We start from the raw sequence: 25,496 nt of genomic DNA, 5'->3' as shown, positions 1-25,496 counted from the left end.
CGGTCAGGAGGCGCAGGTCGGTGCCGCCAGGGCGGGGGTGTCTCCGCGCGCCGCCTCCCGGCGCAGGACGCTGGAGACGAAGACCGAGCCGGCGGCCTGGAACGAGAGCGCCGCCGCGATCAGGTCGAGGCCGCAATCGACCCAGGTGGTCGAGGCCATGAACGACCCGAAGCCGATCGCTCCCATCAGGCCGTTCGAGATCGCGTCGTTGCGGGCGTTGAGCCACGTCGCCGCCACCAGGGGATTGGCGTCCCCACGGAACCGGGAGAGCGCGGCGGCGGCGAGACCGGACACGCCGCAGCTCGTGGCCAGCGAGAGGGCCACCACCGCGGTGCTGGTCTTGTCGGGGACGAAGAGATCCCGCCACCCGTCGCACAGCGACTGCACCCCGGACGCCATCATGAGCCCCGCCACCATCAGGGCGGAGATCCGCTCCGCCCGCTCGCCCCGCCCGAAAACGAAGGCCGCGACCGCGTTGAGGAGGATGTCGTAGCCGAAGCTGCGCGCGTCCTCGAACAGGCCGTCGGCCCCGATCGCCCGCGCGTAGGCGGCCTGCGCCAGGGCCACGACGAGCGTGCCCACCGCGATGCCCCAGACGGTCAGCGGATAGCGCGCGGCGGACGGCACGGCGATCGTCATCGGGAACTCTCCGCGCGAGGTCGACTGTGCCCGGATTTCTCCGGTGTTTCCAGTGTTCGACTGTAGCGGAGGATCGTGACGTCAGTAAGGCCGCAGGATGTTGTGGTCGATTCTCGGTCGGGACCGGGCCGCAGGCTATTCCGCGTACTCCGTCTCCGGCATCTCCTCCTGACGGTCGGCGGCCCCGGGCTCGAAGCGGCCGGCGCGGTGGCGGTCGCGCCCGAGGGGAGACCCCGCCTCCAGGCGGGCGATGGCGGCGAGCCGGCTCATCTCGTCGTGTGCGTGGTAGCTGTAGCGCAGGTAGGAGATGCCCCCCGCCACGATGGCCAGCACGGCCGCGAGGCAGAGCAGCGTGCCGGCGAGCGGATTGCCTTGGGGGAGCGTCGTCATCGGGGACCTGGCCAAGCGGGGAGCGGTTCTCGCGGGAGCGCGACCGGTCGTCATTCGAGCGGAGAAAGGTGGACGATCTGTATCGTTGCGCGGCGGCCCCCGCCTATGTCGCGGGTGCCACACCGCCGCGCAACCGCCCTGTCCCCCGACGATCAAAGGACGGCGCCGGCGGCGCGATCGCGATCTCGGTTGCGGTCCCGCGATGCGCGACGATGGGGAGCGCGGAAAGACTTTCGTCGACGTGATGCCCGGCGACTCCGCCGTTGCGCAACGATGATTCGGATCCCGCCCCGGCGACCCGCGGATCGTCCGCAATCGTTCCGGCGCCCCGCTGGCCGGGTCCATGACCGGATCTCTGTCCGGGATCCCTGCGACCGGCCGGATCCGCCGCGTGAGCGGATTGCCAGCCCCCGCGGCGGTCAGATAATGTATTCAAAATTCGTAATGCCAATTTGGCCCGACCTGCCGCGGCACGACGGCGGGCGCCACGAGGAAACGCGGAGGGGACGACCCGCCGCTGCCAGGGAGCGAGACGCCCATGCGGGTGCGGGTCAAGGCGACGACGAGCGTGCTGCTGCTGCTCTGTCTGATGTACTTCATCACCTATATCGATCGGGTCAACGTCGGCACGGCGGCGAGCCACATCAAGCAGGACCTCGGGCTGACGAACACGCAGCTCGGGTTGATCTTCTCGGCCTTCGCCTACCCGTACGCGGTGTTCCAGGTGATCGGCGGCTCGGTGGGCGACCGGTTCGGGGCGCGGCGCACGCTGCTCGTCTGCGGCATGATCTGGGCGGCCGCCACGGTGCTGACGGGCTTCGCGGGCGGGATGGTGTCGCTGTTCCTGGCCCGCATGCTCCTCGGCTTCGGCGAGGGCGCGACCTTCCCGACCGCCACGCGGGCGATGCAGAACTGGACGGCGGCGGGCCGCCGCGGCTTCGCGCAGGGCATCACCCACGCCTTCGCGCGCCTCGGCAACGCGGTGGCGCCGCCGGTGGTGGCGCTCCTGATCGTGCTGGTGGGCTGGCGCTGGAGCTTCGTGGTGCTGGGGATCGCGAGCTTCGTCTGGGTGCTCGCGTGGTACGGCTACTTCCGCGACGACCCGCGCGAGCACGCCCGCATCACGCCCGGCGAACTGGCCGCGTTGCCGCCCGCCCGGCCCGTGGGCCGGCGCAGCCATGTGCCCTGGGGCCGCCTCACCCGCCGCATGCTGCCGGTGACGGTGACCTATTTCTGCTACGGCTGGACGCTGTGGCTGTTCCTCAACTGGCTGCCCTCCTTCTTCAAGGAGGGCTACGGGCTCGACCTCAAGAACTCGGCCCTGTTCGCCTCGGGCGTGTTCTTCGCGGGCGTGGTCGGCGACGCCCTGGGCGGCGTGCTGTCGGACCACATCCTGACCCGGACCGGCAACCTGAAGCTCGCGCGGCTCGGCATCATCCTGCTCGGCTTCCTCGGCGCGGCGGGGTTCCTCGTCGGCGTCTTCCTCACCCGCGACCTCACGACGATCGCGGTCCTGCTCTCGGCCGGGTTCTTCTTCCTCGAACTGGTGATCGGCCCGATCTGGTCGGTGCCGATGGACATCGCGCCCCAGTATTCCGGCACGGCGAGCGGGCTGATGAACACCGGCTCGGCGGTGGCCGCGATCGTGTCGCCCCTCGCCTTCGGGTGGATCGTCGACCTCACGGGCAACTGGGTCCTGCCCTTCGCGGGCTCGGTCGGCCTGCTGTTGGCAGGGGCGCTCCTCGCCTTCACGATGCATCCCGAGCGCCGCTTCGTCGACGAGCCCGCCCCCGGCGGGCCCGCGGTGGCGCCGGTCGAGGGAGCGGCGGCACGATGAGCACGCGACAGGGGCCCCTCGCGGGCGTGAAGGTGATCGAGCTCGCCCACATCATGGCGGGTCCGGTCTGCGGCCTGATGCTCGCCGACATGGGGGCGGAGGTCGTCAAGGTCGAGAAGAGCGAGGGCGGGGACGACACCCGCCGCATGACGCCGCCCGTGCAGGGGGGCGAGAGCGCCGCCTACATGATGATGAACCGCGGCAAGACCGGGATCGCCCTCGACCTCAAGCACCCGGACGGCAAGGCGGTGCTGCGCCGCCTGCTGCGGGACGCGGACGTGCTGATCGAGAACTACCGCGCCGGCACGATGGAGCGGCTGGGCTTCGGCTATTCCACCCTGCGGGAGGAGAATCCGGGCCTGATCTACTGCTCGCTCTCGGGCTTCGGGCGCACCGGCCCCTACGCGGACCGGGCCGGCTTCGACCTCGTCGCCCAGGGCATGAGCGGGCTCATGAGCATCACCGGCGAGGGGCCGGGCCGTCCGCCGGTGAAGAGCGGGGCGCCGGTCACCGACATCACCGCCGGCATCGTGGCGGCCATGGGCGTGCTCGCCGCCTACGTGCACCGCCTCAAGACCGGCGAGGGTCAGGAGGTCGACACCTCGCTGTTCGAGGCCGGCATCGTCCAGACCTACTGGCAATCGGCGATCGCGCTCGCCACCGGCGTCGCGCCGGGGCCGATGGGCTCGGCCCATCCGCTCAACGCGCCCTACGAGGCCTTCCCGACCGCGGATGGCTGGATCACGGTCGGCGCCGCCAACCAGACGAACTGGCTGCGGCTCCTCACGGTGCTCGGCGCCGAGGCGCTGGGGCAGGATCCGCGCTTCGCCGAGAATCGCGGCCGGATGCAGCACCGGGAGGCCCTGGCGGCCGCGCTCTCGGCCTATTTCCGCGAGGCGACCTCCGCCGCGTGGCTGGCGCGGCTGGAGGCGGGGGGCGTGCCGGCCGGCCCGGTCCTCGACGTCCGCGCGATGCACGCGGACCCGCAGACGCTCGCCCGCGAGATGGTGGTGGAGGTGGAGCATCCCCGCGCCGGCCCGATGCGCACGCTGGGCCTGCCGGTGAAGTTCTCGCGCACGCCCGGCCGCGTGCACGGCCCGGCGCCCCTGCTCGGCGAGCACAGCCGGCGGATCCTCGCCGCACACGGCTACGCGCCCGCGGAGATCGACGACCTGATCGCCCGCGGCGTCGTGCGCGAGAGCGCGGCCTGATCGATACGCATTCGCGTATCATTTCATGTTATACGCGAATGCGTATTTCCTGTGATGATCCGCATTCGCGTATATGGACCTCGCGCGCGGCGTCGCGTATCCGTCTCGTGGAGACGGCCATGAGCGAGCAGATTGCCCGGACCGAGAAGCAGCTCGGCGCCATCCTGCGCCGCGCCCGCCGGCAGGCCGGGTTGACGCAGGCCGCGCTGGGCGAGCGGGTGCATCTGCGGCAGGGCACGGTCTCGCGGCTCGAAGCCGGCGAGCCCGCGGTGCAGCTCCACACCGTCCTGGAGGTGCTCTCGGCGCTCGGCCTCGAACTGGTCGTCCGGCCGCGCAGCCAGGGCAGCGCGCAGGAGATCGAGGACATGTTCTGATGGCCCGCCGCAGGGCGCATCGGCCCTTGAGCGTCCTCGCCAACGGCCGCCGCGTCGGGACGCTCCGGCGGGAGGCGACGGGCGCCGTCGATTTCCGCTACGCGCCGGAGTGGCTGGCCCTCGACGGCACCTTCCCGGTGTCGCTGTCCCTGCCGCTCCGGGAGGAGCGTTACGTCGGCGCCCCGGTCCTCGCCGTGTTCGACAACCTCCTGCCCGACAGCGATCCGATCCGACGGCGGGTGGCTGAGCGGGTCGGGGCCGAGGGCACGGACGTCTACAGCCTCCTCTCGGCCCTCGGCCACGATTGCGTTGGGGCGCTGCAGTTTCTTCCGGAGGGCGCCGAGCCGGGTCCGGTCGGCGGCACCGACGGCGTCCCGCTCACCGAGGACGATCTCGCCCGCCTCGTGGAGAACCTCGCCGTAGCTCCCCTCGGTGTCGGCCCGAACGAGGATTTCCGGATCTCAATCGCGGGCGCTCAGGAGAAGACGGCGCTGTTGCGCCGGGACGGGCGCTGGTTCAAGCCCGTCGGCACGACCGCGACGACGCACATCCTCAAGCCGCAGATCGGGCGGCTGCCGAACGGCGTCGACCTCTCGCACAGCGTCGAGAACGAGTATCTCTGCCTGCGGCTGGTGGAGGCCCTCGGCGTTCCGGCCGCGCGGGCCGAGATCGCCGAGATCGGGGCGCGCCGCACGCTCGTGGTCGAACGCTTCGACCGGCTCTGGACGCAGGACGGGCGCCTGCTGCGCCTGCCGCAAGAGGATTGCTGCCAGGCGCTCGGGGTGCCGCCGAGCCGCAAGTATCAGTCCGACGGCGGGCCGGGCCTGCGCGAGATCGTGGGCCTCCTCAAGGGCAGCGACCGCCCGGAGGACGATGTCGCCGCCGTCCTGCGCGCCGCGGTGGTCTTCTGGCTGATCGGAGCCACGGATGGCCATGCGAAGAACTTCAGCGTGTTCATCACGCCGGGCGGACGCTTCCGCTTGACGCCCCTCTACGACGTGCTCACAGCGCAGCCGAGCCTCGACGCGGGGCAGATCCAGCGCAAGGCGTTCCGGCTCGCGATGTCGGTCGGGACGAACCGGCATTACGCCGTCAACGACGTCGTGCCCCGCCACTTCCTGCAGAGCGCGGATCTGGCCGGCATCGGGGCATCGGTCCTGCGGGGGATCTCCGATGACCTCGCGGCGCATGCCGTGGAGCGGACCGAAACGGTGCTCGCCGCGCTTCCGCCCGGCTTTCCGCCATCCCTCGCCGAGTCCGTCCTCTCGGCCATCCGCACAAGGGTACGCCTCCTCGACGCGTGAGGCGGTCCGCGCGGACTTGACGGCCGCGACCCCCGCGGGCAGGCACGGACCTCGGGCGAGGGTTCTGGCGATGCGGCTCTGCGTGTTCTGCGGCTCGAGCGACGGGGCGCTGCCCCACTACCGCGAGGGCGCCGAGGCCCTCGGGCGGCACCTCGCCCTGAGCGGTGTCGGGCTCGTCTACGGCGGCGGCAAGGTCGGGCTGATGGGCGCCGTCGCGGATGCCGCGCTGGCGGCGGGCGGACACGTCACCGGGATCATGCCCCGCGCGCTCGTCGAGAAGGAGATCGGGCACGAGGGGTTGAGCGACTTGCGCGTCGTCGCCTCGATGCACGAGCGCAAGGCGATGATGGCCGACCTCGCGGACGGCTTCGTGGCGCTGCCGGGCGGGCTCGGCACCTTCGAGGAATTGTTCGAGGTCTGGACCTGGGCCCAGCTCGGCTACCACCGCAAGCCGGTGGCGCTCCTCAACGTCGGCGGCTTCTACGACGGCCTGCTCGCCTTCCTCGACGAGGTCGTGCAACAGGGCTTCGTGCGCGCGCCGCACCGGGCGATGCTCCTCGTCGGCACCACGCCCGAGGACCTGCTCGCGCGGATCCGCGCCTACGAGCCGCCGAACGTGGTCAAGTGGGTGAAGGCCGGCGAGCGCTGAGGGAGAGAGCCATGGCCGGTCTGCCGCGCCCGGAAGACCTCACGATCTGCTTCGCCCACGCGGCCTACCGGCTCGCCCCGGACTTCGCCGCCCGCGGGCACCCGGCCCGGTTCTTCGCGGTCGAGAGCCGGGAGGCGCTGCGAGCCCGGATCGGCGAGGCGGACGTCCTCGTCGCCTCGGGCTTCTGGCAGGACGACCTGATCCCGCTCGCGCCCCGCCTGCGCTTCATCCAGGCGGTGAGCGCCGGCACCGACCTGTTCGACCGCGAGCGGCTCGCCGCGGCGGGGATCCGGCTCGCGAGTGCGCAGGGGTCGAACGCCAACGCGGTGGCCGAGCACGCCATGGCGCTGATCCTGAGCCTGCAGCGCCAGCTCCACCTCGCCCGCGACAACCAGGCGGCGCGGCGCTGGCGCCCGATGATCGCCGACCGCTCCGTCCGCGAGGAGGAATCGGCGGGCAAGACCCTGGTGGTCGTCGGGTTCGGCGGGATCGGGCGGCGCCTCGCCACCCTGGCCCGCGCCTTCGGCATGCGGGTCGTCGGCCTGCGTCGGCAGCCCGGCCCCTGCCCGGAGGCCGACGCCGTGCTGCCGCCCGACCGGCTCCACGAGGCGCTGGCGCAGGCCGATATCGTGGCGCTGGCCTGCCCGTTGACGCCCGAGACGCGGGGCCTGATCGACGCGGCGGCGCTCGCGGCGCTCAAGCCCGGGGCGCTGCTGATCAACGTGGCGCGGGGCCGGGTGGTGGAGGAGGCGGCGCTGCTGCGGGCGCTCACCGAGGGCCGCCTCGCCGGTGCCGGGCTCGACTGCTTCCACGACGAGCCCCTGCCGCCGGATTCCCCGTTCTGGGCGCTGCCACAGGTGATCGTGACGCCCCATAGCGGCGGCGAGACCCGCCGCCACGAGACCCGGGTGGTCGATATCCTGATCGAGAACCTCGCCCGGCTCGCGCGCGGGGAGACGGCGTTGCTCAACGGAGTGGTGTGAGGGCCGCCCGCCCGTGGCAGCCTCAGCTGCGGGCGGCCCAGCGGTCGATCTGCCAGACCGGGCGGCCCCGGAGATCGCTGGTTCCGGTGCGGACGAACTCGGCATCGTCCGGCTTCGCGCCGAGGAGGTCGTAGGCCTGCCGGGCGAGCGGCGCCGTCCGCGCGAAGGCGCCCTTGACCTGCTCCCAGCTCAGCGGCGCCGCGATCGCCTTGCTGTCCACGAGGGACTTGGACACTTCGAGGAGCGCGGTCGCATCGGCCTCGGTGGGCCAGGACCAGCCGCGCAGGAACAGCACGTCGTCCTTGACCACCGTCGCGCCGTCCTCCGCCTCCAGTTTCCAGTAGGGCTTGACGAGGTCGGACACCGCGCCCGGATCGCCCTTGGCGCACAGGGCCGACAGGGCCTCCTGCTGGGCCACCAGGAAGGCGAGCGCCAGCTTCGGATGGTGGTCGAGGAGCGCGTTGTTCGCCAGCCAGAAGGACCGGTGCAGGTAGTAGCCGTCCGGGTAGAAGGGCGATTGCCGCACGGAGGGAAGGAGGAGGCCGGCCCCCTCGCCGAGCGGTCCCCGGTAATGGGCCTCGGTGTAGCCGTGCGAGTTCATGATCGCGACGCTGCCGGTGGCCCTGGCCGGCAGGAAGGCGGGGTAGAAGACCGAGGTCGCGTCGAGCCCGGCGGGCACCTGCGCCGCCTGGGCCAGGGTCGGAATGTTCACGAGCCGGATGCCGTGGTCGCGGGGATTGGCGCTGCCGAGTTCCCAGCGCAGCATCTGCGCGAAGGCGTTGAAGGGGTCGCCGCCGAGCAACGCGCCCACCGTCTTGCCCCGGAGATCCTGGATGGTGCGCAGCGGCGAGTCCGCCCGGGTGGCGATCACGAAGCGCTGGTGACCCTCCCCGACCGCGAGCAGGCTGACGGGCAGCCGGTTCGCGATGGCCCGGATGATGGGGGTGTTCCCCCACATGCCGATGTCGAGGGTGTTGCCGATCAGCGCCTCGACCATCGGCAGGGCGGTCGGGTAGTCGCGCCAATCGACCGTGAGCGCGTAGCCCTGATCGGCCGCGCGGGCCTCGAACAGCTTGTGCGCGATCATGTGCTGGGTCACCGGAGCGTTCGCGGCGGCCCAGGGGATCCGGCCCACCGAGACCCGGACCGGCTCCCGCGCCGCCTCGCCGCGGGCCACGAAGGGGGCCGCGAGCGCGCCGCCCGCGAAGGCGGCCGCGCCGGCGAGCAGGCTCCTTCGGCTGCCGCGGGTCCAAGTGTCGACCATCGTCGTCTCCTCTCGTTGCGGTTGGGGTCGGGACGCGTCAGCCGATCGCGGCGCGCGCCTCGTCCCGGATCAGGCCCCAGATCTCCTCCGCCAGCGCGCCGAAGCGGGGGAGGGCGCGGGTGTGGTCGCCGCGCGGTCGCGGCAGGTCGACGGGGATCTCGGCCCGCAGCCGGCCCGGATGACGGCTCAGGATCACGACGCGGTCGGCCAGGAACACCGCCTCGTCGATATCGTGGGTGATGAACAGGACGGTCTTGCGCTGCGCCCGGGGCCGGCGCTCGCCCCAGATCCGCAGCAGCTCGACCTGGAGGATCAGGCGGGTCTGGGCGTCGAGGGCGCCGAGGGGCTCGTCCATCAGCAGGATGTCCGGCCCGTTCGCGAGCAGGCGCGCCAGGGCGACGCGCTGGCGCATGCCGCCCGAGAGTTGGTGGGGATACTTGCCCTCCGCGCCCCGCAGGGACACGAGGTCGATGACGTCGGCGATCCGTTCCCGCCGTTCGGCCCGCGTCAGGCCCGCACCGGGCGTACCGTGGTTCAACCCGAAGCCGACATTCTCCTCGACCGTCTGCCACGGATAGAGCGCGTAGTCCTGGAACATCACGCCGCGGTCGGGACCCGGCCCGGTGACGGGAACGCCGTCCTTCTCGACCGTCCCGGCGCTGGGCGTCTCCAGGCCCGCGATCAGGTTGAGGATCGTCGACTTGCCGCAGCCGGACGGGCCGACGACGCAGACGAACTCGCCCGCCGCGACCGCGAGCGACACGTCGTCGAGCACCAGCGTCGGCCGCCCGTGGCCGGGCGCCGCGAAGCTCTTGCTGACGTGCGACAGGCGCAGGGCGGCGCGGGCCGTCTCATCGGCCATCGGCGAATCTCCAGGGCGTGAGGCGCTGCTCGGCCAGGCGAAACAGCCGGTCGATCGCCAGGGCGACGAGCCCCACCGCGATCATGCAGACGACGATCCCGTCGAGATCGACGCTGTAGGCGTAGAAGACGAACATCATCTGCCCGATGCCGCCCGAGCCGCCGCCGCCGGAGGCCGATCCCACCGCCAGTTCCGCCGCGATGATCGCGGTCCAGGCCACTCCCATGCCGATGCGCGCGCCCAGCATGATGCTCGGGAGGGCGCCCGGGAGCACGACCCGCAGCCGGATCGCCCGTCCGGAGATCCCCATCGTGCGCGCGGCGCGCAGGAGCCGCCGGTCGACGCCCGTCACCCCGAGCACCGTGTGGGCGAGGATCGGGAAGAAGGCCGCGTAGGCGACGATGGCGCAGGCCGTGGGCGTGCCCGTCCCCAGCCAGAGGATGGCCACGGGGAGGATCGCCATCGGGGCGATCGGCCGGAATCCCTCGACGGCCGGCGTGAGGAGGTCCCGCACCGGCCGGCTCGTCCCCATCGCGAACCCGAGTGGAACGGCGAGCGCCAGGGCGAGCGCGAAGCCCGCGAGGACGCGCGCGAGGCTCTCGAGGAGGGCCGCCGGCAGCTGGCCCCCCGCCGCGAGGGTGCCGAACGCCGCCAGGACCCGCGCGGGCGACGGGGCGGCCTGGCCGCCGGGCAGGAGGGAGCTCCAGACCTGCCAGAGGGTCAGCGCGGCCGCCGGCAGCAGCAGCGACCACGCGAGGGCGGGCTTGCGGCCCGGCCGCGCGGCCGTGGCGGCGGCCCGGCGTTCGGCCGGCGCCAGGCGCTCCTGCAGCAGGCGGAGCAGGGCATCGAAGACGATGCCGATGGCGCCGATGACCGCGATGAAGGCGAACACCTTCGGCGTCGTCAGGAGCTGGCGGTACCACTCGATCGCGAAGCCGACGCCGCTCGGCGCCCCGATCAGCTCGGCCGCCACGATCGCCGACCAGGCCGCCGCGAAGGCGAGGCGCAGGCCCGCCGTCAGGTGCGGCAGGCAGGAGGGCAGAACCACCCTGAGCAGGATGGCGCCCGGCCCGACGCCCATCGTGCGCGCGGCGGCCGTCAGCCTCGGATCGACCGCCTTCACGCCGGCGACGGTGGCGAGGAGGAACTGGAAGCTCGACACGTAGACGAGGATGAAGATCGGGAGTGCGTCCCCGACGCCGAAGATGAAGAGCGCGAGCGGGATCCAGGCGATTCCCGAGATCGGGCGCAGCAGCTCGACCAGCGGATCCACCAGGGTCTCGACCCGGCGGTTCAGCCCCATCAGGAGACCGAGGGGCACGGCGAGCGCGCCGCCGAGCAGCAGGCTGACGAGGACGCGCGCGAGGCTCACGCGCGTGTTCGCCCAGAGATCGCCGTCCGCCGCGAGATCCCGCAGCGCCGCCGCGACCGCCAGGGGATCGGGGAGCTGGATCGGGCTCGCCCACCACCGCGCGGCGCCCGCCCAGATGAGGAGGACCATCAGGATCCCGATGGCGCCGAGCGCTCTCGCTCCGTCCGGACGGAGCGGCGCCGGCCAGAGCACCCCGCGCGCGGGGCGCTCCCCGATGGCGTCGGAGATCGAGGAGCGCTCCGTCATGCGGGGGGCACGGATTGGCTGTCGGGCATGGGGATGGCCGAACGAGGGGAGGTCGAGGTCGCGCGGCGCCCGCCGCCGCGCATCGGCGGGGCGGCGGCCCGGCGCGCGCAGGCCTCGCGGGGAGCCGGCATCCGGCGTCGCGCCCGCGCTACCGGTCGGCGAAGCGCCGCGCATAGGCCCGGGCGCGCGCCTCCAGCTGGCGGCGCCGCTGCGCCGGGTCGAGGCGCGCCGCGTCCTTCGGCAGGGCCGAGGGCAGGGCGTCCCGGGAGACCCGCCGCACCGCGATGGCCGGCTCGCCGGTCGCCCCCCCGTCGTTCAGGAGCTGCCAGCGGACCATCAGGATCCCTTCGCGCGATCCGCCCGGGTCGATCCAATTGACGAATCCGGGATCCCGGTTGGCCACGACCAGGGTGATCGTGCCGTCCGGATTCGGGATCGCCTGATGGTTGTTCAGACTGTTCTGGTGCCGCGTCGCGTCCGGCGTGACGCCCCAGACATTCGTCGCCGTGAGGGCGGCGTAGCCGGCGCCGCCTGGGGTCAGCACCGCGACGAGCGCCTCGTCGTCGTCGAGCCGGAAATGCCCCAGCGCGTTGCGCTGCGTGACGAGGTAGCCGGGCTTGTCGGCCGCCGCGCCCGGTTGCGGGATCGTGTTGACGGGATGCCGGAAGATCGGCGGCTGCAGCGTGTCGAGGCTGTGGCCGATCACCACCTCCATTCGGGCGACGATCCGCCGGGCGAGATCGTCGTCCGTCGGCTCGGGGCCCGGCGGCGGTCCTTCGGTGCGCGTGATCGCGAGGGCGTCGGGCCGCGCCGTCGCCCAGTCGGCGAGCGTCTGCCGGATCAGCAGGACGCCCCCTCCCTCCCGGATCTGCAGGTGGTTGCGGCGCCCGCCGGCCGGCGCGTCGTCGAGGGTGATGCGATAGCGGCCGTCCGGGTCCACCGCGAGATCACGCAGGCCGAGATTGTCGAGGGTGCTCCAGACATCCGGCACCTGGACCGAGACGTTGAGATCGACGGGGCCATCCGCGTGGCGCAGGCCGTCGACGCGGTAGCGCGCGCCGCGCGCGATCGGCACCGCGAAATAGAGCGTGTCCGGATTGTTGATGCCCCAGCGCCCGCCCGGGACGTCCAGTCCGCCCCAGCGATGCGGCCCGGCCGAGATCTCCACCACCCGTGGACGCGCCGCGTCGCCGTTGACCACCTGGAGGGCGACCAGCAGCACGACCTCCTCGATCGAGGCGCGGAGCTGCGCGTAGGTCTCGGGCAGGAAGCCCGCGGTCCCGTCCCGCCACCGGGCCGCCTGACCCTCCAGCGCCGCCTGCACGTCGGCCCGGCGGATCAGCCGGATGGCGCGGCGCTCCATCGCCACCTGCTCGTCCAGGAAAGAACTCATACCGGCCGCCCGTGAGAAAATGAACGATCTCTCGTCGATCGACAGAGGGACCGAGGCTGTCGATCGACGATCCCCGCCTCGCCGCGCCCGCATTCTTGCTCATTCGGACGACGAAGACCAGATCGAGGCGAATAGAAAATAATACTACGAAAACACGCGCTCGAAAGACTTGAATTCTCCTGCGTCAAGGCGTCGATCCGGGATGCGACCGACGGCGGCCCGCCGCTCGGGGCGGCGTCGGCCGCGGTCCCCGGTCCTACGGCCCGCCCGCGCCGTCCGCGAGCCCCGCCGCCTCCGGTGGCACCCGCCGCTTCCAGGCGGCGATGGCCGGGGCGGCCGCCCGCGTCAGGGCCGCCAGGAGCGGGGCCGGGGCGGGATCGGCGATCGCGACGCCGTTCCGGCGCATGCGGGCGTAGTTCTCCTCCGTCCGGGTCGCCAGCCGCTCGACCTGCCGCCGCTCGGTCTCGGCGGCGGCCTCGGTCACGGCGGCCTGCTGCTCCGGCGGCAACGCGTCGAAGGCGTCGCGGCGAATGAAGGCGACCGAGATCGGAACCGCGTAGGTGATCGCCGTGAAGTGGTGCAGGTCGTCCCAGAGCCTGCGCCCGGCCCCGCCGTCGCCCGAGGTCAGGATCCCGGAGAGCGTGCCGGCCTTCACGCGGGCGATCGTCTCACTGAAGGGCAGGAACACGGCTTCGGCGCCGGCGGCGCGCATCACCGCGGCCGAGGTCTCGTCGTAGGTGCGCAGGATCAGGCCCGCGAGGGCGTCGGGACCCGACAGCGCGCGGTTCGACCACAGCCCCGTCGGCGGCCAGATCGTCACGTAGAGGAGCTTCAGGCCGCGCCGCGCCAGGACGGCCTCGTAGAGCGGCCGCGCGCGGGCATTGAGGTCCCGCGCCGCCTCCACCGACCGGACCAGGAAGGGCAGCGAGGGGAGGCCGAAGACCGGATCGATCGCTTCGAGCGGGCCCGCGAAGGCGTCCCCGCCGGTGATGCGCCCCTCCTGCGCCGCCCGGATCATCTCGCCCGAGGTCGCCTTCGCGGCGTTGTCGAAGGCGGGGGCGATCACGACGGCGCCCCCCGTGCGCGCCGCGACGCGTTCCGCCAGCATCGCGAGCCCGGCACCCGAGACGGTGCTCTCCGGATACTCCGTCGCCAGGACCCAGCGCACCTCGGACCGGGCCGGGGCGGCGAGGGCGAGGAGCGCGGCGAGGGCAAGGGCCGTTCCGGAGAGCCGGCGGCGGCGGGTGGGTGCGTTCACGGTCGGACCTCCGCGGAGCCCGACGGCCGGGCCGCCGCTCCCCTTAGGGTAGGAGGTCGGCGCGGCGCAATCGCGGCCACCCGGCGCCGCGGCCCCCTCAGGCGCCGAGGGCCTCGGCGAAGAGCCGCCGGAACTCCTCCGCGCCGAGGGGCCGGCCGTTCGTCGCCGTCGAGTGGTCCTCCACCGCCCAGGGCAGCACCGCCTCGCATTCCTGCGCGGTGACGCCCATCTGCGCGAGGCTCTGCGGCAGGCCGAGGTCGCGGTTCAAGGCTCCGATGGATTCGGCCAGGTCGGCCTCCGGGGCGAGGCCCATCGCGTTGCGCAGCGCCCCGTACTTCTCGGCGCAGGCCGGGGCGTTGAAGCGCAGCACGGGGGGCAGGATCACGGCGTTGAGGGTGCCGTGATGGAGCGGCCGCGCCTGCCGCCCGCCGAGGGCGTGCGACATCGAATGAACCGCGCCGAGCCCCTTCTGGAAGGTCATCCCGCCCTCCAGCGCCGCCATCATCATGTCCTCGCGGGCGTCGAGGTCGCTGCCGTCGCGCACCGCGCGTCGCAGGGAGCGCATCGCCCGCCGCAGCCCGTCGAGGGCGATCGCCTCGGCCGGCGGGTTGTGGCGCGGGCTGAGGAAGGTCTCGATGCAGTGGGTGACCGCGTCCATGCCGGTCGCGGCGGTGAGCCCGGGCGGGAGCCCGAGCGTCAGCTCGGGATCGCAGATCGCCACGTTCGGGATCAGGTGGGGCGAGATGAAGCCGAGCTTGCGCCCGTCCGCCAGGGTCAGGAGGGCGGCGCGGCCGACCTCGCTGCCGGTCCCGGCCGTGGTCGGGATGGCCACGACCGGCGGCTGGTCGGCCCGGATGCGGGGAATCCCGCCCAGCACCGCCGCGTAGGGGGCGAGGGGGCCGTCATGCGTCGCGAGGAGCGCCACGCCCTTAGCGAGGTCGAGGGGCGAGCCCCCGCCCACCGCCACCACCGCGTCGCAGCCCTCCGCCCGGTAGAGGTCGCGGGCCGCGATCACCGCCGCCTCGGTCGGGTTCTCGGGCGTGCCGTCGAAGACCGGCGCCCCGGCGAGCGCGCGGCTCGCCTGCGCGAGGCGCCCGATCAGCCCGGCCGCCACGATCCCGCGGTCGGTCACGATCAGGGGGCGCTTCGCCCCGAGCAGGGCGAGCTCCTCGTCGATCAGGCGGATCGCGCCGCGCTCGAACTGGATGCGGGTGAGATAGGTGATCAGGCCCATGCGCCGGCGTCTCCTCCCTGTCCGGCGGTGCCGCGCCGGTTGCCGGACCGGATAGCATCCGGGCGGGCCGGCGTCGCCGCGATGGGGCGGAATGCTTGCGGCTCATTCCTGCATGCCTCATATATTGTCCCTGTTTTGGGGCAAATGGAGCGGCAGCCGTGGGACATCCGAGTGTCGTGCTGACGGACCTCGTCGCCGAGGACGGGGTGATCGAGACCGGCCGCCTGTCCGAGCGGCTGCGGGTCTCCAAGCTCGAACTGGCGGCGGCGGCGGGCCTGTCGCGGGATGCCGTGTCGAAGACCGCCCGTCTGCGGGCGCCCTCCACGCAGGCGCGGCTGCGCGACATGGTCGAGATCATCACGCGCGTGCTGCCCTGGGCCGGATCGGTGCCCCAGGCCTTCGCGTGGTACCGGGCGCAGCCGCTGCCCTCGTTCGGCGACCAGACGGCCGAGGATCTGGTGAAGGCCGGCCGGGCCGAGGCCGTGAAGACCTACCTCGCGCGGATCGCCGTCGGCGGCTTCGCGTGAGGCTCGTCGGAACGGTCTACCGGGCGCACCATCCCCGCTGGGCCTTCGCGCCGGCCTCCGGCGAGGGCGCGGCGCTCCACGGCGGACGCTTCAACCCGAAGGGCGTGGCGGCCCTCTACACGGCGCGCCGCCTGGAGACCGCCTGGCTCGAAGCGCAGCAGGGCTTTCCCTTCAAGGCGCAGCCCATGACGGTCTGCGCCTACGCGGTCGACTGCGCCGACCTCCTCGACCTGACCGATCCGGCCGAGCGGGACGGGCAGGGCGTCGCGGCGGAGGATCTCGCCTGCCCGTGGGAGGACCTGTCGCTGCGAGGCGCGACGCCGCCGAGCTGGGTCCTGGCCGCGCGGCTGATCGGGGCCGGCGCGGCGGGGATCGTGGTGCCGAGCTTCGCCCCCGGCGCCGGGCCCGACGACGCGAACGTGGTGTTCTGGCGCTGGGGCGACGCGCACCCGCATCGGGTGCGCGTCGTCGACGATGCCGGCCGCCTGCCGCGGGACGAGTCCTCCTGGCGGTGAGGGGCTCCTACTGCCCCGGGACCGGCGGCGGCGGCAGCGTCTCCGTCGCGCCGTCCGGCGGCTGCACCCGCGCCACGTTCAGCGTCATGCAGACGAGGTCGTAGTAGCCGTTGACGGCGATCAGATCCATGGCGCCCTGCTCCCCGAACCGCGCCACCACGCCCTTGTAGAGCGTATCCGAGACCTGCTTCTGCCGGTGGAGCTGTGTCGAGAAGTCGTAGATCAGCGCCTCGTCGTCGCTCATGCCGGCGGGGCGCCGGCCGGCCTTCAGGTCGGCGAGGATCTCCGGCTTCATCCCGGCCTTGAGGGCCAGCGGCTGATGCGCGAACCACTCGTAGCCCGCGCTCCACTCGACCCCGGTGATCAGGATCGCGAACTCGTTCAGGTCGCGCGGCAGGCTGGTGTTGAAGCGCAGGTATTCCCCGACCTTCTGGAGCCGGTCGCCCAGTTCGGGCGAGCGCAGCCAGGCATTGAACGGCCCGTCGAGGGACTTGCGCGGTCCCGACAGGATGGCCTCGGCGGCCTTCCTCTGGGCCGGGTTCATCTGATCGAGCTGCAGGGGCGGGAAACGCGCGACCGTCTGCGCGGCCGCCGGGGCCGCCGCCCAGGCCAGTCCGAGCGCGGCCAGGATCACGGCTCTCATGGATGGTCCTCCCGAACCCGGCCGTTCATCGCCGGATCCGGGGATGGTGAGCGCCCGCCGCGGCCTTGTCCACCGGATGCGACCGATCCCAGGCGGGCCGCGCTCCACTTCCAGGCTGACGGAATCGCTGCGCCCGCGTAGCATAGCTGAAGCAGGCGTCTCATCGGGCGCTCGGAACGGCTGGCCGCGCTGCTTCGATGATGATGTCTATGGTGATCCTCGCCGGGCTCCTCACGGCCGCCGCGGAGAGTGCCGACGACGACGCGTCGCGGTGCGCCGTGCTGGACAGCGCCGATCTGCGCAGCCTCTGCCTGTCGCTGCGGGACGGGGACGCCTCCTATTGCCGCCGCATCCGCGACCCGGACATCCGCGAGTGGTGCCGGAGCCAGAGCGGGGAGGAGACCCTGGAGGGCCCCGACCAGGCGGACGAGGCCGGCCCGCCGCGGCGCCCCGCCGGTCCGCGCCGCCGATGACCCGGCACGCGGGTCAGGCGGGATCCGGCGCCTCGACGGTGCCGGACCGGGGGGCCACGATCCCGTCGATGGCGCGCAGGGCCGGGACCACGAAATCCGTGAAGGCCCGGATCGCGGGCCGCATGTAGCGGACCGACGGGTAGGCGAGATAGGCCTCCGTCGCCGGGACCTCGTAGTCCGGCAGGAGGCGGACGAGGCGGCCGTCCCGCAACTCCTCGTTGACGAGGATCTGCTGGACGGAGCCCGCCGCGTGGCCGTCCCGCAGGGTCGCCGTGATGACCTCGGCGTTGTTCGTCCGCAGGATCGGGGTCGTCCGGATCGCGCAGGTCGTCCCGTCCCGGTGGCGCAGGGTGAGGCCGTCGTCGTCGGCGCCCGGCCGGACGCTCGCGATGACCGGGACCGCGGCGAGGCGCGCGGGCGCGTCGATCGGGCCGGTCCGCGCCAGCAGGTCCGGCGCCGCGACCACGATCCGCCGGATCGTGCCCAGGCGGCGGACGATCGCGGTCTGGGCGCTCGGCCGGTCGTACCGGATGGCGAGGTCGAGATTCTCGTGGACGAGGTCGATCTCCCGGTTCTCCAGCAGCAGATCGACGGTCACCCGCGGATGCGCGCGCTGGAACGCCATCACGAGGCCGGGCAGGCACTTCGCCCCCAGGCAGGACGGGGCGTGCAGGCGCAGCCGGCCCTCGATCAACCCCATGCCCTGGCGCACGCCCTCCAGCGCGGCGTCGATGCTGTCGAGGGCCAAGCGGCTCGCCTCGTAGAGGGCGCGGCCCTGCGGCGTCGGCCGCACGAGGCGCGCGGAGCGTTCGAGCAGGCGGGCGCCGACATGGCGCTCGAGGTTCCGCAGGTGCTTCGTGACCGCCGGCTGCGACACGGCGAGATCCCGCGCGGCCGCCGTCACCGACCCGCGCTCGACGGTCCGCAGGAAGGCGCGCAGGGCGAGGGCGACGTCCATTCGATCACCAAGGGTTATGACGCTCATGTCTTCATAACCGCTGGACGGGAATGCCGTCATCCGGCTCTCTCGCCTGCATCCCTGCGGCAGGTGACCTCGGCTGACATCATGATCGTGAAGAGACGGAGCTTTCTCCTCGGCCTTCCCCTCTGGGCCGCGGGCTGCGCGGCGCGGCGGGAGCCCGTCGCGGCGGTGGCCGAGGACCCGGTCGATCCCGCCTTCGTGGCCATGTACGCGGCGATCACGACGGAGCCCTACCCGGTCCCGGCCGTGGACCCGGCGCGGATCCCGCCCCGATTCTGGCGGCGGGAGGTCGCCGACCCGACCGGGCAGCGGCCCGGCACGATCGTGGTCGATCCGGCCGCGCGCCACGCCTACCTCGTCCTGGAGGGCGGCCGCGCGGTCCGCTACGGGGTCGGCGTCGGCCGCGAGGAGGCCTTCAACTTCAGGGGGACCGCCACGATCGCCCGCAAGGCGGAATGGCCGGGCTGGCGGCCGACGCCCGCCATGATCGCGCGGGAGCCGGAGCGCTACGGCCCGGTGCGGGACGGCCTGCCGGGGGGCGAGGGCAACCCCCTCGGCCCGCGCGCGCTCTACCTCTATCGCGACGGGCGGGACACCTACTACCGGCTTCACGGGACCGTGGAGCCCTGGACCATCGGGACCACGGTCTCGTCGGGCTGCGTGCGCTTCATCAACCAGGACATCATCGACCTCTACGGCCGCGCCCCGATCGGCACGACGGTGATCGTGCTGCCCGCCGACCGTCCCCTCGCGTGACGGGGCCGCCGCCGCTCAGGCCAGCATCTGCAGGTCGCCGTCGACCGCCAGCGCCTGGCCGGAGATGGTCCGCCCGCGCGGCGAGGCCAGGAACAGGATCTGGTCGGCGATCTGGCGGGCCGTGACGTAGTCCTTGATCGAGGCCGCCGCGAAGGCCTCGGCCTCGGCTTCCGCGAAGCTCAGGCCCCGCCGCTGGGCGCGGGCCTCCAGCACCCGGCGCTGCCGGTCGCCCGCCACGATGCCGGGCAGGATGGCGTTGACCCGGATCCCGTCCGCCCCGAGTTCCCGCGACAGCGACTTGGTGAAGCCGATCACGCCCCACTTCGCCGCCGCGTAGGGGGTGCGCAGGGGGAAGCCGAAGCGGCCCGCCGCCGAGGACAGGTTGGCGATCGACGGGTTGGCGCTCGCCCGAAGCAGCGGCACCGCGAGGCGCGCGCAGTTGAACTGGCTGGTGAGGCAGATCGCGAGGCAGCGGTCCCACTCCTCGGGGCCGATCTCCTCGACGCGCCCGGTCGGCCCGGCGATGCCGGCATTGTTCACGAGCGCGTCGAGCCCGCCCAGCGCCGCGGTGGCCTCCGCGAACAGGTGCGCGACCGCGCCGCGATCCGCGACGTCGGCCCGCGTCCCGGTGATCCCCTCCGGCAGCGCGGCGAGCCCCGCCTCGTCCACGTCGCAGACATGGACCCGCGCGCCCTCCTCCCGGAAGGCGCGGGCGATCTCCAGCCCGATCCCGCCCGCACCCGCCGTCACCAGGACCCGCAGGCCCTTCACATCCATGTCCATCAGACACTCCCTGGCTGGGGCGGGCCGCTGCCCGCTTGGTGGCCGTTGTCCGCTTGGCGGTCGCCGCCCGCGAGGCGGCCGCCGGCCGCGATGAAGGCGGCCGCGCCCTCGATATCCGCCGCGAGGGCGGCGCGGGCCGCCGCCCCGTCCCGGCCGCGGATCGCCGCCAGCAGGGCCGCGTGGTGCCGCTCGGCCCCGCCCTTCGCGAGGCGCCCGCCCGAGACCCGCATGTCGAGGTTCAGCACCGGCCCGACGCGCAGCCACAGCCCCTCGATCAGGCCGACCAGCGTCGGCAGCCCGGACGCGGCATAGACCGCGAAGTGCAGGTCCCGGTTCGCCCGCACCGCCCGCTCGAAGTCGGGGGACAGGGCGCGCGCCTCCTCCCGGAAGATCGCGTCCTGCCGGGCGATTGCCGCGAGGTCCGCTGCGCCGCGGGCGCGGGCCGCCTCCTCGGCGGCGAAACCCTCGACCGCGAGGCGCACCCGCGTCAGTTCGCGGAACTGGCCGGCATCCATCAGCGGCACCCGCACGGAGCGGTTCGGCAGGACTTCGAGCGCCCGGTCGGCCGCGAGCCGCGACACGGCCTCGCGCACCGGCATCATCGAGGTACCGAGTTCCCCGGCGACCCGGCGCAGGGACAGGCGCTCGCCCGGGGCGAGTTCTCCCGCCATCAGCAGGTCGCGCAGGCGCGCGGTGACGCGGTCGCCGAGCGTTTCCCGCTCCAACCGGCCGATCCGTCGACCGATCCTGGCGATGGCCTCATCCAAAGCGATTCCACCCCGTCGCGGGCCTGCGGCGCGAGGGCTCGACAGGCCTTCGGTTTGATGGCAGCCTAAGTGTGATCACAGATCACGGCAAGCCAATCGACCGTGGCGGATTCACAGGGCAGGGGACGCATCCCATGACGCAGGGCATGACGCCGACGCGCCGCACCCTCGTGCGCGGAGGCTTGGCGGCGGGTGCCGCACTCGCGATGCCGGCCATCGTGCGGGCGCAGGCGGGGCCGATCCGGATCGGTCACCTGACGCCGCGCACCGGGTTCCTCGGGCCGCTCGGCGAGTACGCCGTCATGGCGGCTCAGCTCGCCACCGAGGAGATCAACGCGGCGGGCGGGATCGACGGCCGCAGGATCGAGCTCCTCACCGAGGATTCGGTGAACCCGCAGACCGCATCGAGCAAGGCGGAGCGTTTCGTCGAGCGCGACAAGGTGGCGGCGATCGTCGGCGAGATCTCCTCCGCCTCGGCGCTGGCGATCGGCCAGGTGGCGCAGCGCGGGCACACCCCCTTCTTCAACACCGGCGCCAATTCGGACGCGCTGCGCGGCCCGGATTGCAAGCGCTACATGTTCCACATCGAGGGCGCCAACTCGATGTACGTGAAGGCGGTCGGCCGCTCGCTGGTCCAGGACGGGCTCGTCAAGGGCAAGAAGTGGTACTCGCTCACCGCCGACTATGCCTTCGGGCACGATCTCCTGCGGGTCGCCAAGGTGTTCATGCAGGGCAACGGCGGCGCCTTCGCGGCGGACGAACTCGTCCCCACTGACGCCACCGATTTCTCCGCCTACCTGATCAAGATCCGCCAGGCGAAGCCCGACCTCGTGATCTCGAACCTCGCGGGCAACCAGATCACCAACTTCCTCAAGCAATATGCCGAGTACGGGCTGCCCTTCCCGGTGGCGGGATTCGGCTTCGACACCGCGCTCGCCTGGGGCGCCGGCGCGGGCAGCTTCGCCGGCACCTGGCCCTGCCTGTGGCACCACCTCGTGGACACGCCCTCCGCCAAGGCCTTCGTGGCCGCCTTCGGCAAGAAGTACGGCAAGCCGCCGGAGAACCAGGCCTGGGGCGACTACAACGGCGTCAGGATCGTCGCCCAGGCGATCCGCGAGGCGAAGTCGACGGAGGGGCCGGCACTGGTCTCCTACCTGGAGGGTGGCGCCAAGTTCGACGTGATGAAGCCCCGTCCCGGCTATTTCAGGGCCCGCGACCACCAGTTGATCAGCGAGATGTACGCGATCACCGCGCTGCCGGCCGATCAGGTCAAGAACAAGTGGGACATCTTCTCGTCCTCGCCGGCCCTGCCGGGGCCGAACGAGGACTTGGAGGTGCTCGCCCCCACCGCCGAGGAGGCGGCGTGCCGGATGGAGGGGTGAGCCTCCCGCCGTGTTCAGGATGAGGCGCGGGAGAACCCTCCCCCCTCTGCGGGGGAGGGTGGCGAACGCAGTGAGCCGGGAGAGGGGAACCACGCTTCAGGATCTGGCGCCCTGCACCACGGTTCAGCCAATTCCGGAAGCGTGGTTCCCCTCTCCCGCCCCACTCCGTGGGGCACCCTCCCCCGCAGAGGGGGGAGGGTGAGCGTCAGCGAATTGTCGAAGTCGGAGCCCTGCCGCCGTGATGCTCCTCACCCTCGCTGCCGAGCAGGTCGTCAACGGCCTGTTCCTGGGAGCGATCTCCCTGCTGATCGCGCTCGGCCTCTCGCTGATCTTCAGCTTAGGCGGCATCGTGAACCTCGCGCACGGGGCGTTCTTCGCCGTCGGCGCCTACCTCACCATCGTGCTCACGCCAAGCCTCGGCTTCTTCGGGTCCCTCGCGGCGGCGCCCGTCCTCGTCGGGATCATCGGCCTCGTGGTGGAGCGGGTGCTGTTCCGGCGCTTCTACCGCTCCGACCCGATCCTCTCGCTCCTCCTCACCTTCGGCCTCGCCATGGTGGCCGAGCAGGCGCTGCGCATGATCTTCGGGGCACCGCCGCTGCCCTACGGCATCCCGCAGGCCCTGCGCGGCCAGATCGTCCTCGGCGACTTCATCCTGTCGCGCTACCGGCTGACCATCCTCGCCGCCGTGGTGCTGGCGGTGGCGTCCGTCTGGTTCCTCCTCCAGCGCACCACCTTCGGGCGGGTCGTGCGGGCGGGCGTGCAGAACCCCGACATGGTCGCGGCGCTCGGCATCTCGCTCAAGCCCTACATGGCGGCGGTCGTGGTCATCAGCGTCGGGCTCGCGGCGCTGGCCGGGGTCATGCTGGCGCCGATCTCGGGCGTGCACCCGGCCATGGGCGCGGAGGTGCTCACCGGCGCCTTCGTGGTCGTGGTGATCGGCGGGCTCGGCTCCTTCTGGGGCGTGGTCGCGGCGGCGCTGATCGTCGGGGTGGTCCGCGGCCTGATGGTGCTGATCTCCCCGGGCCTCGCCGAGGCGGCGATCTACGCGCTCATGGCGGTCATCCTGCTCGTCCGGCCCCGCGGCCTGTTCGGCGAGCGCATCCTCCGGTTTGAGTAGGGAGCGCCCGATGACCCGCGCGGACCGGCTCGCGCTTCCCCTCCTGGCGGCCTCCCTGGTCGTCCTGCCGTTCGGCCTGCAGGCGGTCGGGCTCACGCTCACCACCGCCACCGACGTGGTGGTCTTCGCGGTGGCGTGCCTAGGCCTCAACATCCTGGTGGGGCAGACCGGCCTCGTCTCCTTCGGCCACGGTGCCTTCTTCGGCTTGGGCGCCTACGCGGCGGCGATCAGCCAGCGCGCCCTCTTCCCCGGCGGCCTCGTGCTGCCGATGCTCTTCGCCCTCGTCGTCGTGGCGCTGATCGCCCTGCTCCTCGGGCTGCTGATCCTGCGGCGGCGCGGCGTCTACTTCTCGCTCCTCACCCTCGCTCTCTCGGCGCTCACCTTCACGGTGGCCTATCGCTGGACGGCGCTCACCGGCGGCGAGAGCGGCTTCGGGGGCGTGGTCCGCCCGGCCCTGCCCGGGCTCGACCTCGACCGGCCCCTCGCGTGGTACGGCACCGTCGCGCTCGTCGGGTTCGGGGTGGTCTACGGGCTCGCGCGCCTGCGCCGCTCGGCGGTGGGCAGCGTGCTGGAGGCGATCCGCGAGAACGAGCAGCGGGCGCGCTTCCTCGGCTACCCGACCAGCCGCTACAAGCTCCTCGCCTTCACGGTCTCGGCCGCGGTCACGGGCCTCGCCGGCGTGCTCGAAGTCTTCACCCACCGCTTCGCCTCGGCCGAGCCGCTCGGCACCGCCTTCTCGGGCGAACTCCTCGCCATGGTGGTGATCGGGGGCATGCGCAGCCTCGCGGGGCCGGCGATCGGCGCCCTGTTCTTCATCCTGTTCCGGGAACAGCTCTCGATCTGGACCGGCGACTGGCTGTTCTGGTTCGGCCTCCTGTTCATCGGCTTCATCCTGTTCTCGCCGGACGGGCTCGTGGGCATCGGCCGCCGGGTCCTGCACCTCGTCCGCCCCGCCGCCACCGAGGACGCCGCCATGGCGGGCCGTCGGGCCGGCGCGCCCGAGGGCCTGCCGGAGGTCCTGCGCCCGGCCGGGAGCGTCGCCGGCGCGATCCTGAGGGCGACCGGCATCGCCAAGCGCTTCGGGGGCATCCGGGCGGTGGAGGACGTCTCGCTCGCGGTGCGCGACCGGACGCTGCACGCGCTGATCGGCCCGAACGGAGCCGGCAAGACCACGGCCTTCAACCTGATCTCCGGGATGTTCCGGCCCGATGCCGGCGACATCACCCTGGCGGACCGCTCGATCGCCGGCCTCGCGCCCGAGCGGATCTGCCGGGCCGGTCTCGGCCGCTCCTTCCAGATCACCAACCTGTTTCCGGCGCTCAGCGTCGAGGAGAACGTGCGCCTCGCCGTGCAGGGCCGACATCCGGGCCGTTTCGACCCCTGGCGCGACGCGCGCAGCCGGCGTGCCGTCGCGGCGGAGACTGCCGAGATCCTGCGCTGGCTCGGGCTTGCGGGCCTGGAGCGCGCGGAGGCCGGGTCCCTCTCCTACGGCGGCCAGCGCCTCCTCGACATGGGCGTGGCGCTCGCCACCAAGCCCCGCCTGCTCCTCCTCGACGAGCCGCTGGCCGGCCTCGCGGCGGGCGAGCGGCAGCGCATCGGCGACATCATCAAGCGCGTCTCGACCGAGGTGCCGGTCCTGATGGTCGAGCACGACATCGACCGCGTCTTCCAGATCGCCGACGCCGTGACGGTGATGAACGAGGGCCGCGTCCTCGTCGACGGCACCGTCGAGGAGGCCCGCTCCAGCCGCGCCGTGCAGGAGGTCTATATCGGCTCGGGCACAGCGGCGATCGCGTCCAAGCCCCGCCCGAGCGCCGCCGGTGGGCGCACGCTCCTCTCCCTCGAGGGCGTCGACACCTTCTACGGCAAGAGCCATATCCTCGCGGGTGTCAGCTTCGCCGTGCACGAGACCGAGATCGTGGCGCTGCTCGGCCGCAACGGGGCCGGCAAGTCGACCTGCCTCAAGACCATCACGGGCATCGCCCCCCATGCGGCCGGCCAGATCCGCCTCGGGGACCAGAGCCTCGACGGGCGCTCGGCCGCCGCGATCGCGCGGGCGGGCATCGGCTACGTGCCGCAGGGGAGGGGGCTCTTCGCCGGAATGAGCGTGGCCGAGAACCTCGAACTCGGCCGGCTGCGACGGCGCACCGGTAACGGGGTGCACTGGGACGAGGAGCGGATCCTCACCTATTTCCCGCGCCTGCGCGCGCGCTGGCACACGCCCGCCGACTACCTGTCTGGGGGCGAGCAGCAGATGGTGGCGGTGGCGCGCGCGCTCTCGGGCGACACCCGGGTCCTCCTCCTCGACGAGCCCTTCGAGGGGCTGGCGCCGGCCGTGGTCGAGGGCCTGTTCGAGACCTTCGACGCCCTGCGCCGCGAGGTCTCGATCGTGATCGTCGACCACAACCTCGATCTCGCGCTGGCGCTCTCGGACCGCACCGTCGCGCTGGAGCGCGGCCGGGTGGTGCATGACGGCCCGTCCGCCGCCCTGCGCGACGACATCGATCTGCGCCGTCAGGTGCTGTGGCTGTAACC

General features: G+C 72.9%; 25 protein-coding genes. 13 read left to right on the top strand and 12 right to left on the bottom strand.

Translation table 11 applies throughout. The annotated features are described in order from the left end of the window. Positions 1-3 precede the first annotated feature (3 nt). Positions 4-639, bottom strand: coding sequence for a cation transporter (locus tag ACW9J6_RS00220; protein WP_457114405.1), 636 nt, complete (start codon positions 637-639; stop codon positions 4-6). Positions 640-774: 135 nt separating this feature from the next. Beyond that, positions 775-1,029 carry a hypothetical protein gene (locus ACW9J6_RS00215; protein WP_457114404.1) on the bottom strand — a complete coding sequence of 85 codons (255 nt, stop codon included), beginning with the start codon at positions 1,027-1,029 and terminating at the stop codon, positions 775-777. Positions 1,030-1,567: 538 nt separating this feature from the next. On the opposite strand from ACW9J6_RS00215, the gene ACW9J6_RS00210 reads away from it, so the two are divergent. From ACW9J6_RS00210 to ACW9J6_RS00185, 6 genes are all read left to right on the top strand, one after another. After that, positions 1,568-2,866, top strand: coding sequence for an MFS transporter (locus tag ACW9J6_RS00210; protein ID WP_457114403.1), 1,299 nt, complete (start codon positions 1,568-1,570; stop codon positions 2,864-2,866). Next, positions 2,863-4,077: a CaiB/BaiF CoA transferase family protein gene (locus ACW9J6_RS00205; RefSeq protein WP_457114402.1), complete on the top strand. Its 1,215-nt coding sequence runs from the start codon at positions 2,863-2,865 to the stop codon at positions 4,075-4,077. Before ACW9J6_RS00210 ends, ACW9J6_RS00205 begins: the two co-directional genes overlap by 4 nt. 119 nt (positions 4,078-4,196) lie before the next feature. Next, entirely contained in the window at positions 4,197-4,451 is a 255-nt protein-coding gene (locus tag ACW9J6_RS00200) for a helix-turn-helix domain-containing protein (protein ID WP_457114401.1), read from the top strand. Further along, complete coding sequence (locus tag ACW9J6_RS00195; protein WP_457114400.1) at positions 4,451-5,755, top strand: type II toxin-antitoxin system HipA family toxin; 1,305 nt, start codon at positions 4,451-4,453, stop codon at positions 5,753-5,755. The genes ACW9J6_RS00200 and ACW9J6_RS00195 overlap by 1 nt, the downstream gene beginning before the upstream one ends. 70 nt (positions 5,756-5,825) lie before the next feature. Then, positions 5,826-6,404 (top strand): LOG family protein, encoded by a 579-nt coding sequence (locus ACW9J6_RS00190; RefSeq protein ID WP_457114399.1) that lies wholly within the window; start codon positions 5,826-5,828, stop codon positions 6,402-6,404. A gap of 11 nt (positions 6,405-6,415) precedes the next feature. Further along, positions 6,416-7,387, top strand: a complete 972-nt coding sequence (locus ACW9J6_RS00185) for a D-2-hydroxyacid dehydrogenase (RefSeq protein ID WP_457114398.1) — start codon at positions 6,416-6,418, stop codon at positions 7,385-7,387. 22 nt (positions 7,388-7,409) lie between these two features. On the opposite strand, the gene ACW9J6_RS00180 is transcribed toward ACW9J6_RS00185, so the two are convergent. The 6 genes from ACW9J6_RS00180 to ACW9J6_RS00155 form a co-directional block, all read right to left on the bottom strand. Further along, the gene (locus tag ACW9J6_RS00180) at positions 7,410-8,651 is read right to left on the bottom strand and encodes an ABC transporter substrate-binding protein (RefSeq protein ID WP_457114397.1); all 1,242 of its coding nucleotides are present in this window, start codon (positions 8,649-8,651) and stop codon (positions 7,410-7,412) included. 37 nt (positions 8,652-8,688) lie between these two features. Continuing rightward, complete coding sequence (locus ACW9J6_RS00175; protein ID WP_457114396.1) at positions 8,689-9,513, bottom strand: ABC transporter ATP-binding protein; 825 nt, start codon at positions 9,511-9,513, stop codon at positions 8,689-8,691. Then, positions 9,503-11,131 (bottom strand): ABC transporter permease, encoded by a 1,629-nt coding sequence (locus tag ACW9J6_RS00170; protein ID WP_457114395.1) that lies wholly within the window; start codon positions 11,129-11,131, stop codon positions 9,503-9,505. The genes ACW9J6_RS00175 and ACW9J6_RS00170 overlap by 11 nt, the downstream gene beginning before the upstream one ends. A gap of 148 nt (positions 11,132-11,279) precedes the next feature. Beyond that, complete coding sequence (locus tag ACW9J6_RS00165) at positions 11,280-12,524, bottom strand: hypothetical protein (protein ID WP_457114394.1); 1,245 nt, start codon at positions 12,522-12,524, stop codon at positions 11,280-11,282. A gap of 256 nt (positions 12,525-12,780) precedes the next feature. Next, complete coding sequence (locus ACW9J6_RS00160) at positions 12,781-13,782, bottom strand: TRAP transporter substrate-binding protein (RefSeq protein WP_457114393.1); 1,002 nt, start codon at positions 13,780-13,782, stop codon at positions 12,781-12,783. 97 nt (positions 13,783-13,879) lie between these two features. Continuing rightward, a complete protein-coding gene (locus tag ACW9J6_RS00155) occupies positions 13,880-15,016 on the bottom strand; it encodes an iron-containing alcohol dehydrogenase (RefSeq protein WP_457114392.1) in 1,137 nt (378 codons plus the stop codon). Between the two features lie 158 nt (positions 15,017-15,174). Between ACW9J6_RS00155 and ACW9J6_RS00150 the strand changes: the two genes are divergently transcribed. Both ACW9J6_RS00150 and ACW9J6_RS00145 read left to right on the top strand, forming a co-directional pair. Then, the gene (locus tag ACW9J6_RS00150) at positions 15,175-15,543 is read left to right on the top strand and encodes an XRE family transcriptional regulator (RefSeq protein ID WP_457114391.1); all 369 of its coding nucleotides are present in this window, start codon (positions 15,175-15,177) and stop codon (positions 15,541-15,543) included. Next, on the top strand, positions 15,540-16,058 hold the full coding sequence (locus ACW9J6_RS00145) for an RES family NAD+ phosphorylase (RefSeq protein ID WP_457114390.1): 519 nt from the start codon (positions 15,540-15,542) through the stop codon (positions 16,056-16,058). The genes ACW9J6_RS00150 and ACW9J6_RS00145 overlap by 4 nt, the downstream gene beginning before the upstream one ends. A gap of 7 nt (positions 16,059-16,065) precedes the next feature. On the opposite strand, the gene ACW9J6_RS00140 is transcribed toward ACW9J6_RS00145, so the two are convergent. Then, positions 16,066-16,701, bottom strand: coding sequence for a carboxymuconolactone decarboxylase family protein (locus ACW9J6_RS00140; RefSeq protein ID WP_457114389.1), 636 nt, complete (start codon positions 16,699-16,701; stop codon positions 16,066-16,068). A gap of 209 nt (positions 16,702-16,910) precedes the next feature. Between ACW9J6_RS00140 and ACW9J6_RS00135 the strand changes: the two genes are divergently transcribed. Continuing rightward, positions 16,911-17,174, top strand: coding sequence for a hypothetical protein (locus ACW9J6_RS00135; protein WP_457114388.1), 264 nt, complete (start codon positions 16,911-16,913; stop codon positions 17,172-17,174). Between the two features lie 13 nt (positions 17,175-17,187). Here ACW9J6_RS00135 and ACW9J6_RS00130 read toward each other — a convergent pair whose 3' ends face one another. Further along, a complete protein-coding gene (locus tag ACW9J6_RS00130; RefSeq protein WP_457114387.1) occupies positions 17,188-18,132 on the bottom strand; it encodes a LysR family transcriptional regulator in 945 nt (314 codons plus the stop codon). Positions 18,133-18,240: 108 nt separating this feature from the next. Between ACW9J6_RS00130 and ACW9J6_RS00125 the strand changes: the two genes are divergently transcribed. Continuing rightward, positions 18,241-18,912 (top strand): L,D-transpeptidase, encoded by a 672-nt coding sequence (locus ACW9J6_RS00125; protein ID WP_457114386.1) that lies wholly within the window; start codon positions 18,241-18,243, stop codon positions 18,910-18,912. 15 nt (positions 18,913-18,927) lie between these two features. Here the strand turns inward: ACW9J6_RS00125 and ACW9J6_RS00120 are convergent, their stop codons facing one another. Together ACW9J6_RS00120 and ACW9J6_RS00115 are read right to left on the bottom strand one after the other, a co-directional pair. Continuing rightward, a complete protein-coding gene (locus tag ACW9J6_RS00120; protein WP_457114385.1) occupies positions 18,928-19,695 on the bottom strand; it encodes an SDR family oxidoreductase in 768 nt (255 codons plus the stop codon). Beyond that, positions 19,695-20,462, bottom strand: a complete 768-nt coding sequence (locus ACW9J6_RS00115) for a GntR family transcriptional regulator (protein WP_457114384.1) — start codon at positions 20,460-20,462, stop codon at positions 19,695-19,697. Before ACW9J6_RS00115 ends, ACW9J6_RS00120 begins: the two co-directional genes overlap by 1 nt. A gap of 134 nt (positions 20,463-20,596) precedes the next feature. On the opposite strand from ACW9J6_RS00115, the gene ACW9J6_RS00110 reads away from it, so the two are divergent. The 3 genes from ACW9J6_RS00110 to ACW9J6_RS00100 all read left to right on the top strand — a co-directional run bounded on the left by ACW9J6_RS00110 (position 20,597) and on the right by ACW9J6_RS00100 (position 25,494). Beyond that, positions 20,597-21,844: an ABC transporter substrate-binding protein gene (locus ACW9J6_RS00110; protein ID WP_457114383.1), complete on the top strand. Its 1,248-nt coding sequence runs from the start codon at positions 20,597-20,599 to the stop codon at positions 21,842-21,844. Positions 21,845-22,085: 241 nt separating this feature from the next. Beyond that, positions 22,086-22,961: a branched-chain amino acid ABC transporter permease gene (locus ACW9J6_RS00105; RefSeq protein WP_457114721.1), complete on the top strand. Its 876-nt coding sequence runs from the start codon at positions 22,086-22,088 to the stop codon at positions 22,959-22,961. Between the two features lie 10 nt (positions 22,962-22,971). After that, a complete protein-coding gene (locus ACW9J6_RS00100; RefSeq protein ID WP_457114382.1) occupies positions 22,972-25,494 on the top strand; it encodes a branched-chain amino acid ABC transporter ATP-binding protein/permease in 2,523 nt (840 codons plus the stop codon). Positions 25,495-25,496: the final 2 nt, after the last annotated feature.

It is taken from the genome of Methylobacterium sp. JK268 (assembly GCF_054052225.1).
This window is presented reverse-complemented; position numbering and strand designations above follow the sequence as displayed.

Coding starts and splice junctions, on each gene's coding strand:
- ACW9J6_RS00220 (WP_457114405.1), bottom strand. CDS start 639: ATGACGATCGCCGTGCCGTCCGCCGCGCGCTATCCGCTGACCGTCTGG.
- ACW9J6_RS00215 (WP_457114404.1), bottom strand. CDS start 1,029: ATGACGACGCTCCCCCAAGGCAATCCGCTCGCCGGCACGCTGCTCTGC.
- ACW9J6_RS00210 (WP_457114403.1), top strand. CDS start 1,568: ATGCGGGTGCGGGTCAAGGCGACGACGAGCGTGCTGCTGCTGCTCTGT.
- ACW9J6_RS00205 (WP_457114402.1), top strand. CDS start 2,863: ATGAGCACGCGACAGGGGCCCCTCGCGGGCGTGAAGGTGATCGAGCTC.
- ACW9J6_RS00200 (WP_457114401.1), top strand. CDS start 4,197: ATGAGCGAGCAGATTGCCCGGACCGAGAAGCAGCTCGGCGCCATCCTG.
- ACW9J6_RS00195 (WP_457114400.1), top strand. CDS start 4,451: ATGGCCCGCCGCAGGGCGCATCGGCCCTTGAGCGTCCTCGCCAACGGC.
- ACW9J6_RS00190 (WP_457114399.1), top strand. CDS start 5,826: ATGCGGCTCTGCGTGTTCTGCGGCTCGAGCGACGGGGCGCTGCCCCAC.
- ACW9J6_RS00185 (WP_457114398.1), top strand. CDS start 6,416: ATGGCCGGTCTGCCGCGCCCGGAAGACCTCACGATCTGCTTCGCCCAC.
- ACW9J6_RS00180 (WP_457114397.1), bottom strand. CDS start 8,651: ATGGTCGACACTTGGACCCGCGGCAGCCGAAGGAGCCTGCTCGCCGGC.
- ACW9J6_RS00175 (WP_457114396.1), bottom strand. CDS start 9,513: ATGGCCGATGAGACGGCCCGCGCCGCCCTGCGCCTGTCGCACGTCAGC.
- ACW9J6_RS00170 (WP_457114395.1), bottom strand. CDS start 11,131: ATGACGGAGCGCTCCTCGATCTCCGACGCCATCGGGGAGCGCCCCGCG.
- ACW9J6_RS00165 (WP_457114394.1), bottom strand. CDS start 12,524: ATGAGTTCTTTCCTGGACGAGCAGGTGGCGATGGAGCGCCGCGCCATC.
- ACW9J6_RS00155 (WP_457114392.1), bottom strand. CDS start 15,016: ATGGGCCTGATCACCTATCTCACCCGCATCCAGTTCGAGCGCGGCGCG.
- ACW9J6_RS00140 (WP_457114389.1), bottom strand. CDS start 16,701: ATGAGAGCCGTGATCCTGGCCGCGCTCGGACTGGCCTGGGCGGCGGCC.
- ACW9J6_RS00135 (WP_457114388.1), top strand. CDS start 16,911: ATGGTGATCCTCGCCGGGCTCCTCACGGCCGCCGCGGAGAGTGCCGAC.
- ACW9J6_RS00130 (WP_457114387.1), bottom strand. CDS start 18,132: ATGGACGTCGCCCTCGCCCTGCGCGCCTTCCTGCGGACCGTCGAGCGC.
- ACW9J6_RS00125 (WP_457114386.1), top strand. CDS start 18,241: ATGATCGTGAAGAGACGGAGCTTTCTCCTCGGCCTTCCCCTCTGGGCC.
- ACW9J6_RS00120 (WP_457114385.1), bottom strand. CDS start 19,695: ATGGACATGGATGTGAAGGGCCTGCGGGTCCTGGTGACGGCGGGTGCG.
- ACW9J6_RS00110 (WP_457114383.1), top strand. CDS start 20,597: ATGACGCAGGGCATGACGCCGACGCGCCGCACCCTCGTGCGCGGAGGC.
- ACW9J6_RS00105 (WP_457114721.1), top strand. CDS start 22,086: ATGCTCCTCACCCTCGCTGCCGAGCAGGTCGTCAACGGCCTGTTCCTG.
- ACW9J6_RS00100 (WP_457114382.1), top strand. CDS start 22,972: ATGACCCGCGCGGACCGGCTCGCGCTTCCCCTCCTGGCGGCCTCCCTG.